This window comes from Streptomyces sp. NPDC059477 (assembly GCF_042749375.1).
Classification (GTDB): Bacteria; Actinomycetota; Actinomycetes; order Streptomycetales; family Streptomycetaceae; genus Streptomyces.
Genome location: NZ_JBHYUG010000158.1, coordinates 1 through 9,348, shown reverse-complemented (window position 1 = coordinate 9,348; position 9,348 = coordinate 1). Strand labels below are relative to the sequence as shown.

The window sequence follows — 9,348 nt, the reverse complement described above, 5'->3', positions numbered from 1 at the left end:
GTCTCGCGGCGACCACCGACGCCCTCGACCGGGCCCGCTCCGGCGGCGGCCCGACCCTCATCGAGGCCGTCACCTACCGGATGAACGCCCACACCACCGCCGACGACGCCACCCGCTACCGCCCCGCCGCCGAGGAGGACGAGTGGGCCGCCAAGGACCCGCTGGAGCGGCTGCGCCTGCACCTGATCGCCAACGGCCCCACCGACGACGCGTTCTTCGCCGGCATCGAGCGGCAGGAACAGGAACTCGCCGCACACATGAGATCCGGCTGCCGCGCGCTGCCCGAGCCGTCGAGCGCCGGGCCCTTCGAACACACCCACACCGCGATGTCCCCCGAACTCGGACGCCAGCGCGCCGAGCACCTTGCGTTCGTCGCCGCCGACCAGGAGAGCGGAGCCACCCGATGAAGATCTCCATGGTCAAGGCCCTCAACAACGGCCTGCGCAGCGCACTTCGGGAAGACCCCAAAGTCCTGCTGATGGGCGAGGACATCGGACGGCTCGGCGGGGTGTTCCGGGTCACCGACGGGCTCCAGAAGGAGTTCGGGAACCTGCGGGTCGTCGACTCGCCGCTCGGCGAGGCGGGCATCGTCGGCACCGCCATCGGCCTGGCGATGCGCGGCTACCGCCCGGTGTGCGAGATCCAGTTCGACGGGTTCGTCTACCCGGCCGTCAACCAGATCATCAGCCAGCTCGCCAAGCTGCGGCACCGCTCGGGCGGAGTCATCACCCTGCCGGTGACCCTGCGCATCCCCTACGGCGGCGGCATCGGCTCCATCGAGCATCACTCCGAGTCGCCCGAGGTCTACTTCGCCCACACGGCGGGCCTCAAGGTGGTCACCTGCTCCACCCCGCAGAACGCCTACGACATGATCCGCCAGTCCATCGCCGACGACGACCCGGTCGTCTTCCTCGAACCCAAGCGGCACTACTGGGCCAAGGGCGAGGTCACCGACGAGCAGCCGCCGCCGCTGGACCAGGCGCGGATCGTCCGCCCCGGCACCGACGCCACCCTCATCGCCTACGGCCCGACGGTCGCCCTCGCCCTCGAAGCCGCCGACGCCGCCGCCGAGGAGGGCCGCAGCCTGGAGGTCGTCGACCTGCGCAGTCTGTCACCGCTGGACATGGCCACCGTACGGGAGTCGGTGCACCGCACCGGGCGGGCCCTGGTCACCCACGAGGCGTCCCTGTCCCACGGCTTCGGCGCCGAACTGGCCGCACGCATCCAGCAGGAGGAGTTCCACCACCTCGAAGCGCCGGTGCTGCGGATCACCGGGTACGACACCCCGTACCCGCCCAGCCGTCTGGAATCGGACTGGCTGCCCGGTGTCGACCGGATCCTCGACGCCCTCGACCACAGCCTGAGTTACTAGAGGAGCCGGTCACCGTGTCAGAACAAGTCTTCCTGCTCCCCGATGTCGGCGAGGGACTCACCGAGGCCGAGATCCTGCACTGGTCCGTGAAGGCGGGTGACACCGTCGAGGTCAATCAGACCCTCGTCGAGGTCGAGACCGCCAAGGCGGCGGTGGAACTGCCGTCCCCGTACGCCGGCGTGGTCGGCACCCTGCACGCCCGGGAGGGCGAGACCCTCCCGGTCGGCCGGCCCCTGATCACCATCGTGACCGAGAGCGCCCCGGCACCGGCCACCGCCCCGAGCGGTGGCGGCGGCGGTGCGGACAGCGACGGGGAGCCCATGCTGGTGGGTTACGGTCCTCAGGCGGGCGGCGGCGGGCGGCGCCGTCGCCGCAGGGCGCCGCAGTCCGCCGCACAGGTCCCCGAGCAGGCACCCACCCCCACCCCCGTACCCACCGAGCGCACCGCCGCCAAACCCCCGGTCCGCAAGCTCGCCAAGGATCTGGGGGTGGACCTCACCACGGTCGCCCCGACCGGCCCGGCGGGCACCGTCACCCGCGACGACGTCCACCGGGCGGCAGCGGCTGCGCCGACTGCGGCCACCTCGTCCCGGGCCACCGCCCAGGAACCCGGCACCGAGACCCGGGTCCCCATCCGGGGGGTGCGCAAGCACACCGCCGCCGCGATGGTCGCCTCGGCGTTCACCGCGCCGCATGTCACCGAGTTCATGACCGTGGACGTCACGGCCACCATGCGGTTGCGGGAGACGGTCGCCGCCCGGCGTGAGTTCCGGGAGCTGCGAGTCACCCCGCTGCTGTTCGTCGCCCGTGCGCTGCTGCTGGCCCTGCGCAACACCCCCGACGCGAACGCCAGTTGGGACGAGGCGGCGCAGGAGATCGTGCTCAAGCACTATGTGAACCTGGGGATCGCGGCGGCGACGGACCGGGGCCTGATCGTCCCCAACATCAAGCGCGCCGACCTGATGTCACTGCGTGAACTGGCCGAGGCGATCGCCGAGTTGACCGGCATGGCCCGGTCCGGCAAGGCCACGCCCCGGTCGATGACGGACGGGACCGTCACCCTCACCAACGTGGGGGTGTTCGGGGTCGACACCGGGACGCCGATCATCAACCCCGGTGAGGCGGCCATCCTGGCCATGGGCGCCATCCGCCGCACCCCGTGGGTGGTGACGGACGCCTCCGGCGCGGAGTCGATCGAGCCGCGCTGGGTGACCCAGCTCGCCCTGTCCTTCGACCACCGGCTGATCGACGGACAGCAGGGCTCCCAGCTCCTCGCCGACATCGGCGCGGTGCTCCACGATCCGGGGCTGGCGATGCTCTGAGGCGGCGGTCAGCGCACGCACACCACGCTCACCAGCGTGAACGACGCGTAGAAGGACCCGTCGGACAGGTCCGTGAACCAGCGACGCCCGCGCACCGGGTCGATGTGTCCCGCCGCGATGGCCCGCTCCAGGTTGCGGCCGAGCCCCAGGGTGTAGTCCGCCTCCTCGACGTCGCGGAACAGGGGGGTCGTCGTCAGTACGGTCTCGACCCGGAAGCCCGCGCGCTCGGCGAGCCGGGGAAGGGCACGTCCGATGGTCGCCTGACGGACCACCGCCGCCGTGGTGTAGCGGGTGAAGGCGCGGCTCGTCCCCAGGTCCTCGGCGTCGACGATCAGGGTGTCCCAGTCGGGTTCGGCCAGCCCGATCCGCGCGCCCGGCCGGGTCACCCGGTGCAGTTGCGCGAGCACCTCGCCCGGGTCGGCCACATGCATCAGGACCCGGTCGACCTTCGCCCGGTCCACCGAGCCGGGCGCGACCGGGAGGTCATGGGCGTCCCCCTCGCGGAACTCCACCCGGGGCAGGCCGTCCGTACGCTCCCGGGCGCGGGCCAGCATCGCCGGATCCTGGTCGACGCCGATGACCGAGCCGGTGGCCCCGGCCCGTTCGGCCAGCGCCGGCAGATCCGTACCCGGGCCGCACCCGACGTCCAGGACGGTGTGGCCCGCCCGGACGTCCAGCAGATCCAGCAACTGTTGCTTGTAGGCGCGGCCGGCGTCGCGGGCGGCGGCCCGCAGCATGTAGGCGGCCTGGTCGGGTCGGGAGACACCAAGTGCGGAAGACATACGGGCAGTCAAGCAGTCCCCACTCCGCGAGGCGCCCGGATCCGGTCATCCTTCCTCATCGCCCTCATCGCCCTCATCGCCCTCATCGCCCTCACGCCCCCCTGACGCCGTCGATCCGTTCGCGGATCAGGTCCGCGTGCCCGTTGTGGCGGGCGTACTCCTCGATCAGGTGGATCAGGATCCAGCGCAGCGAGAGGCCGTCACCGCCGACCTGAGCGGCCTCCTCCGGCGAGAGGTGTCCGGAGTCGTCGAGCGATGCCGTCGAGATCAGCTCGCGCCCCCGGGCGACCTCCCGCTGCCAGGCCGCCGTCACCGCGTCGAGTCCCCGGTCCGGCGCGAGTCCGAAACCGAAGTCGTTGTCCGCCCCGAAGATCGGGGGCAGCTCCTCGCCGCCGAAGATCCGCCCGAACCAGTTCCGTTCCACCTCGGCCATGTGCTGCACCAAACCCAGCAACGTCATCGCCGACGGCGCCACCGACGCCCGCCGCAGCTCCTCGTCCGTGAGCCCCGCGCACTTCAGGGCCAGTGTCGCCCGGTGGAAGTCCAGCCACGCCTCCAGCATCGTGCGCTCATCGGCGAACGGGGGCGGAACAGGTCGTCCGTCAGGTGTCGTCGTCATGGGCCCAGCCTGTCAAAGGTCGGTGGCGCGTACGACCCGAAGGGCGGCGTGGGCCGTGCGCGAACGCGAAGACAGGGGGCGATCCGGCCTCCCGCGGTCCCCACGCGTCCCATAAGGCACCGTTGACACACGCTCCCCGCACCCTGCACGATCCGGCATGACCCGAACATGACCCACTATGACCATGACCATCCCGTCGATGGGGGCTCGCGTGCTGGCAACCTCGTACCTCGATGTGCACCGGCAGATGGCCACGGAGATCGACGCGGAGAGAGAGGCCGTCCTCGCGCTGCTGGGGCCGTCGGCGCCCGCACTGCGTGCGGCGGTCGCCGCGCTCCTGCGCCACCGTGCCTTCAAGTACCCCTTGTCGGTGCTGCCGTTGATGGTCCACGCGGTCGAGACGGGCTCCGCGCGACCGGCGCTCCCGCTGGCCGTCGTGCACGAGCTGTGGTGGACCTCGGCCTGCACCCTGGACGACCTGGCCGACTCACCCGGCACCGGTGTCTCCGGTGTCACCGGATTCGCCGGGGATCTCGACGCGGGGGACGCCTTTCTCGCCACCGTCGTCGCGGCGGCCCCGCTGCCCCTGCTCGCCGTGCGGTCGAGCCGGGTACCGGAGGCGCTGCACGGCCCGCTGGCGGAGGAGATCATCCGCTGCTGGGTGGGCGCGTCCGAGGGCCAGCTGTGGGATCTCCACGGCTCCACGGCCGATGTCACCCGCGCCTCGGTCGGCGCCGCCTACCGGGGCAAGTCCGGCTCGCCCTTCAGCATGATCACCGCCATGGCGGCGCTGCTCGCCGGGGCGCCGGAGCCGCGCGTCGAACAGTGGCGGGAGTTCGGTGATGTCTTCGGCGTGCTCTGGCAGCTCCTCAACGACCAGGAAGACCTCCTGTCCGGCCGCAACGAGGACCTCCGCAACGGCACCGCCACCTATCTGCTCGCATGCGCCCTGGAAGAGGCGCCCACGACCGGGCCCGACGCGGGTCTCAGGCAGTTGCGGGCGGACGCCAGGGACTCCGAGACCGCCCGCGCCGAACTCGCCCGCCACCTGCTCGCGCCCGCGGTGCTGCGCCGGTACGAGGAGGACACCGGCCGGTTCCGCGACCAGGCGCATCGGCTGCTGGACGGCTTCGGCGGCGAACGGGCCTGTCTGCCCGCGCTGAAGGACCTCGTGGACCGGACGGCCGTGGTTCTGCTGCGGCCGGACACGTCCTTGTCCGTCCGGTAGGTCCCCGTACCGTCAGGGAAGCCGCCCACTGTCCGGGGCCGCCGCGGACCTGGTGTCCCGCAGCCGCCGCTCCTCCTCCGCCGCCTTGCGCAGGGCCGTCGTCCAGTGCGGGTGGGTGGCGGCCGGGACGGGCGGCGGGGACTCCAGGAGTCTGGCGAACGTGCCGGTCAGCGCCCACTGGTGGAAGCGGTGGTGGACGGTCTGCCAGGCGCCGTAATGGGCGGGGACCGTACGCCACGGGCGGTCGGTGCGGAACCGCCACAGGACCCCGTTGAACTGGGAGCGCAGACCCTCGGGATAGGGACCGCGCTCGCCGACCGGGAGCAGGGGCTCGACCGATTTCCACTGGGCGTCGGTGAGGTCTTCGTCCGTGCAGGTCAGGGGAGTGACCCGGCGGCGGGGCGGGTTGAGGTCGCGGAGCAGCGCGCGGACCGATTCGACGACGTTCGTGACCATGGCGGGGTCGGCGCCCGGGCGGGCGTGGGCGCTCATGCGGATCGCGGGGGAGCGCGGGAGGACGGCGTACTCCTCCAGGCCCTCGTAGCCGCGCGCGGTGTCCGCCAGCAGGGCCACGCCGAGTCCGGCGCGGGTGGCCTCCAGTACGCCGGTCAGATACCCGGCGTCGCAGATCACCGAGGCCGGGATGGCATGGGCGGAGAGCACGTCCAGGGCCTGGCGGCGGACCGCGCAGGGCTCCTCGATCGCCGCCAGGGGCAGGGGCGCCGGGGCGGGCGGGGGAGTCCAGCCCGGTGCCGCGTACCACTTGAGGGGCAGGCCGCCGACCGGGGTGCCCTGGACGGCGACCGCCTCGGTGACGTACACCGCCACGTCGACGGACCGGCGGTCGACGGCCTCCACCAGCCGGGCCGAGCGGTCGATGCGGAATCTGACCTGGCAGGCGGGCAGGGACCGCTGGACCGCCGCGGTGATCCTGGGCAGGATCTGGTCCGCGGCGTGCTCCGCCGAGCCGATGACGACGCTCTGGGGTTCGGCACCGAGCAGCCGCCGGGCCGCCTCGTCGTGCACGCCCAGGATCCAGCGCGCCTCGTCGAGGAGGAGTTCGCCCGCCGCGGTGAACCGGGCGGAGCGTCCGCTCCGTTCCACCACCGGACGGCCCAGCGTCTTCTCCAGCCGCCGCACATGCTGGCTGACCGCGGACTGGCTCAGCGTCAGGGACTCGGCCGCCCGGCGGAATCCGCCCTCGTCCGCGACCGCCACCAGACTGCGCAGCGCGATGATGTCAAAGACCGGTCTCATGAACGCACGCTAACACCAACTGATAAGTAATCACGATCACTTGACGTCCACTGTTCCCTATTGGGCAGTCTTCGGGGGCGGTTCCGCCACCCCATGGCCCACTCAGGTTCACCGCGCTCCGCACCGGCTTGTCAAGGGGGTGACGGGAACGGGAAAAAGGGTGGGGAAGGGGTCCGGAACATAGGGGTTGGCCCGTCCCGGCGGTGATGACACCGTGCCGTCAAAGCGCCCCGCCCGACGGAAGAGACCCCCATGGCACCTGTGACCGCCCCCGCCGATCCGCGTACCGTCCTCGTCACCGGCACCTCCTCCGGTATCGGCCTGGCCACCGCCGTGCGGGCCGCCGTGTCCGGCCGGCGGGTCGTCGCCACCCTCCGCGAGCCCGGCAGGGGCGACGCCCTGCGCGCCGCCGCCGACGCCGCCGGGGTGGGCGACCGGCTGGAGATCGTCCGGCTCGACGTGACCGAACCGGAGTCCGTCGCCACGGCCGTCGCAGGGGTGATCAGCGCGTACGGACGCCTGGACGCCGTCGTCAACAACGCCGGGGTCGGTCGGCTCGGGACCGTCGAGCAGATCGGTGTCGACGCCTTCCGATCCGTCCTGGAGACGAACTTCCTCGGCGCGGTCGAGGTGACCCGGGCGGCGCTGCCGCATCTGCGGGCGACCGGCGGGCGGCTGATCGCCGTGTCCAGTCTGGGCGGGCTCATCGGACAGCCCTTCAACGAGGCGTACTGCGCCGCCAAGTTCGCCCTGGAAGGGTTCCTGGAGTCGCTCGCACCCGTCGCCGCCAGTACGGGTGTGACGGTCACGGTCGTCGAACCGGGGCCCGTGGCCAGCGAGTTCGTCACCCGGCTGACACCGTCCGTGCCCGGGCTGCTGGAGAACGCCGGGCCCTACGAGGCGGCCTTCAAGGCGTACCTCGGGGCCACCGCCGGTCTCTTCGAGCAGGCGCAGAGCGCGGACGACGCGGCGGCCACCGTCATCGAGGTGCTCGACGCCGAGCGACCGCCGTTCCGGGTGCAGACCTCGGACGCCGCCCGCGGCCTCGCCGCGATCAAGCTCGCCGACCTCGACGGAGCCGCCGTCCAGGCGTTCACCACCCCCTGGCTGAGCTGAGCCGTCGCCGCCGGTCATGGCAGCGACACGACCTGGGCGGCGTGGGACAGGCCCGCGCCGAAGCCCACCAGCAGCGCCAGGCCACGGCTCGGCACCGCGCCCCGGGCCAGCAGCTCCTCCATGGCCAGCGGGATCGACGCCGCCGACGTGTTCGCCGCATGGACCACATCACGCGCCACCACGACCTGTTCCGGCAGCTTCAGCGCCGCCGCGGCCCCGTCGACGATCCGCAGGTTGGCCTGGTGCGGGACGAACGCGGCCAGGTCGGCGCCCCGCACCCCCGCCGCCGCGAGCGCCGCCCGCGCCGCCCTGGGGACCGTGGCCACCGCCCACCGGAACACGGCGGGGCCGTCCATCCGCAGGGTGGGTGTCACGCCGACCGGCCCGCCCGGCACCGGCCACGGGCCGCCGTGGGCGATGGCCGCGTGCCGCCCGCCCTCGGAACCCCACACCACCGGCCCGATCCCCGGCTCGTCCGCCGGGCCCACGACCACCGCCCCGGCACCGTCGCCGAACAGGAACGCCGTGCCCCGGTCCGTGGGATCCACGATGTCCGACATGCGCTCCGCGCCCACCACCACGACATGTCTGCTGTTTCCCGACCTGATGAGCGAGTCCGCCGTCGCCAGCGCGTGGACGAAGCCCGCGCAGGCCGCGCCGACATCGAGGGCGCCCGCCGCGACCGCGCCGATCCGGTGGGCCACCCGGGGCGCCGCCGGGGGCGACTGCTCCAGCTGGGACATGGACGCCAGCAGCACCGTGTCGACCGTGTCCGGCGCGACCCCCGACTGGGCCAGTGCCTTGAGCGAGGCCGCCGCCGCCATCTCCACGACCGTCTCGTCCGGGGCGGCGAACCGCCGCGTCACGATGCCGGACCTGCGGCGGATCCAGTCGTCGCTCGACGCGATGGCGGGCGCCACCTCCGAGTTGGGCACGACCCGGGCGGGGCGGTAGGCGCCGACGCCGAGGATGCGGGCGCCCGGCACCGGGGCGGGGACGCGCAGCCGCCGGGGTACGCCGGGCGGGACCTTGCCGTCGGGTACGCGGTCGCCTTCGGCTGTCAGGTCGCTGCCGGTTGCGTGGGGGCCGTCGGCCAGTCGGTCGCCCACCGTTGCCTGGTCGCCAGCGGTTGCCCGGCCGCCGGTCGCCCGGTCGCCTTCGGCTACTCGGCCGCTCCCGGTCACCGGGTCGCCCTCGGTCACCGGGTCGCTCCGGGTCGCCGGGTCGCCGCCGGTCACCGGGTCACCTCCGGTACGGGTGCCACCGGTACGGGGGTCACCTGGGGCACCTGGGTCACCTGCACCGCCCCGAACTCGCCCTCCAGGTACCGCCGCCGCGTCTCGCGCCGCTGTACCTTCCCGCTGGACGTCTTCGGCAGCGCACCCCGTCTGACCAGCACGACCAACTCGGGCTCCAGCCGCTGGCCGTCCCGCACCGCCGCCCGTACCCGCTCGCGCAGCCCCTCCGGACCCCCGTCGCGCAGCGCCCGGCCGTCGGCCTCCACGACCAGCACCAGCGACTCCGCCGTGCCGTCGTCCACCGAGAACGCCGCCGCGCAGTTCGGCCGCAGCGCGGGGGGGGGGGGGGGGCGCGCCGCGCGCGGCGCGGGGGGGGGGGGGGTTTGGGCGCGCGGCTGTGGTGTGGGGGTGTGA

Annotated in this window: 10 protein-coding genes; 5 read left to right on the top strand and 5 right to left on the bottom strand. The window is 73.3% G+C overall.

Going from position 1 to position 9,348, the window contains the following annotated elements:
• The 3 genes from ACFXAZ_RS38620 to ACFXAZ_RS38610 form a co-directional block, all read left to right on the top strand.
• Positions 1-407 (top strand): thiamine pyrophosphate-dependent enzyme (locus ACFXAZ_RS38620; protein WP_384601486.1); only part of this gene is annotated, 407 nt, incomplete at its 5' end.
• On the top strand, positions 404-1,372 hold the full coding sequence (locus tag ACFXAZ_RS38615; RefSeq protein ID WP_384601483.1) for an alpha-ketoacid dehydrogenase subunit beta: 969 nt from the start codon (positions 404-406) through the stop codon (positions 1,370-1,372). The genes ACFXAZ_RS38620 and ACFXAZ_RS38615, both read left to right, overlap by 4 nt.
• A 14-nt stretch (positions 1,373-1,386) precedes the next feature.
• On the top strand, positions 1,387-2,694 hold the full coding sequence (locus ACFXAZ_RS38610; RefSeq protein WP_384601480.1) for a dihydrolipoamide acetyltransferase family protein: 1,308 nt from the start codon (positions 1,387-1,389) through the stop codon (positions 2,692-2,694).
• 8 nt (positions 2,695-2,702) lie between these two features.
• Here the strand turns inward: ACFXAZ_RS38610 and ACFXAZ_RS38605 are convergent, their stop codons facing one another.
• Together ACFXAZ_RS38605 and ACFXAZ_RS38600 are read right to left on the bottom strand one after the other, a co-directional pair.
• Positions 2,703-3,476: a methyltransferase domain-containing protein gene (locus ACFXAZ_RS38605; RefSeq protein WP_384601477.1), complete on the bottom strand. Its 774-nt coding sequence runs from the start codon at positions 3,474-3,476 to the stop codon at positions 2,703-2,705.
• A 91-nt stretch (positions 3,477-3,567) separates the two neighbouring features.
• A complete protein-coding gene (locus ACFXAZ_RS38600) occupies positions 3,568-4,095 on the bottom strand; it encodes a DinB family protein (RefSeq protein ID WP_384601474.1) in 528 nt (175 codons plus the stop codon).
• 178 nt (positions 4,096-4,273) lie between these two features.
• On the opposite strand from ACFXAZ_RS38600, the gene ACFXAZ_RS38595 reads away from it, so the two are divergent.
• On the top strand, positions 4,274-5,323 hold the full coding sequence (locus ACFXAZ_RS38595; protein WP_384601471.1) for a polyprenyl synthetase family protein: 1,050 nt from the start codon (positions 4,274-4,276) through the stop codon (positions 5,321-5,323).
• A 12-nt stretch (positions 5,324-5,335) separates the two neighbouring features.
• Here ACFXAZ_RS38595 and ACFXAZ_RS38590 read toward each other — a convergent pair whose 3' ends face one another.
• Positions 5,336-6,580 carry a transposase gene (locus ACFXAZ_RS38590; protein WP_384601469.1) on the bottom strand — a complete coding sequence of 415 codons (1,245 nt, stop codon included), beginning with the start codon at positions 6,578-6,580 and terminating at the stop codon, positions 5,336-5,338.
• A 252-nt stretch (positions 6,581-6,832) separates the two neighbouring features.
• Here ACFXAZ_RS38590 and ACFXAZ_RS38585 point away from each other — a divergent pair, with 252 nt between their 5' ends.
• Entirely contained in the window at positions 6,833-7,696 is an 864-nt protein-coding gene (locus ACFXAZ_RS38585; RefSeq protein ID WP_384601466.1) for an SDR family NAD(P)-dependent oxidoreductase, read from the top strand.
• 14 nt (positions 7,697-7,710) lie between these two features.
• Here the strand turns inward: ACFXAZ_RS38585 and ACFXAZ_RS38580 are convergent, their stop codons facing one another.
• A complete protein-coding gene (locus ACFXAZ_RS38580) occupies positions 7,711-8,700 on the bottom strand; it encodes a beta-ketoacyl-ACP synthase 3 (protein ID WP_384601489.1) in 990 nt (329 codons plus the stop codon).
• A 230-nt stretch (positions 8,701-8,930) separates the two neighbouring features.
• A complete protein-coding gene (locus tag ACFXAZ_RS38575) occupies positions 8,931-9,236 on the bottom strand; it encodes a hypothetical protein (protein WP_384601463.1) in 306 nt (101 codons plus the stop codon).
• Positions 9,237-9,348: the final 112 nt, after the last annotated feature.

What these genes read in the sequence shown, in the direction of transcription:
- ACFXAZ_RS38615 (WP_384601483.1), top strand. Translation starts at nt 404, where the DNA reads ATGAAGATCTCCATGGTCAAGGCCCTCAACAACGGCCTGCGCAGCGCA.
- ACFXAZ_RS38605 (WP_384601477.1), bottom strand. Translation starts at nt 3,476, where the DNA reads ATGTCTTCCGCACTTGGTGTCTCCCGACCCGACCAGGCCGCCTACATG.
- ACFXAZ_RS38600 (WP_384601474.1), bottom strand. Translation starts at nt 4,095, where the DNA reads ATGACGACGACACCTGACGGACGACCTGTTCCGCCCCCGTTCGCCGAT.
- ACFXAZ_RS38595 (WP_384601471.1), top strand. Translation starts at nt 4,274, where the DNA reads ATGACCATGACCATCCCGTCGATGGGGGCTCGCGTGCTGGCAACCTCG.
- ACFXAZ_RS38590 (WP_384601469.1), bottom strand. Translation starts at nt 6,580, where the DNA reads ATGAGACCGGTCTTTGACATCATCGCGCTGCGCAGTCTGGTGGCGGTC.
- ACFXAZ_RS38585 (WP_384601466.1), top strand. Translation starts at nt 6,833, where the DNA reads ATGGCACCTGTGACCGCCCCCGCCGATCCGCGTACCGTCCTCGTCACC.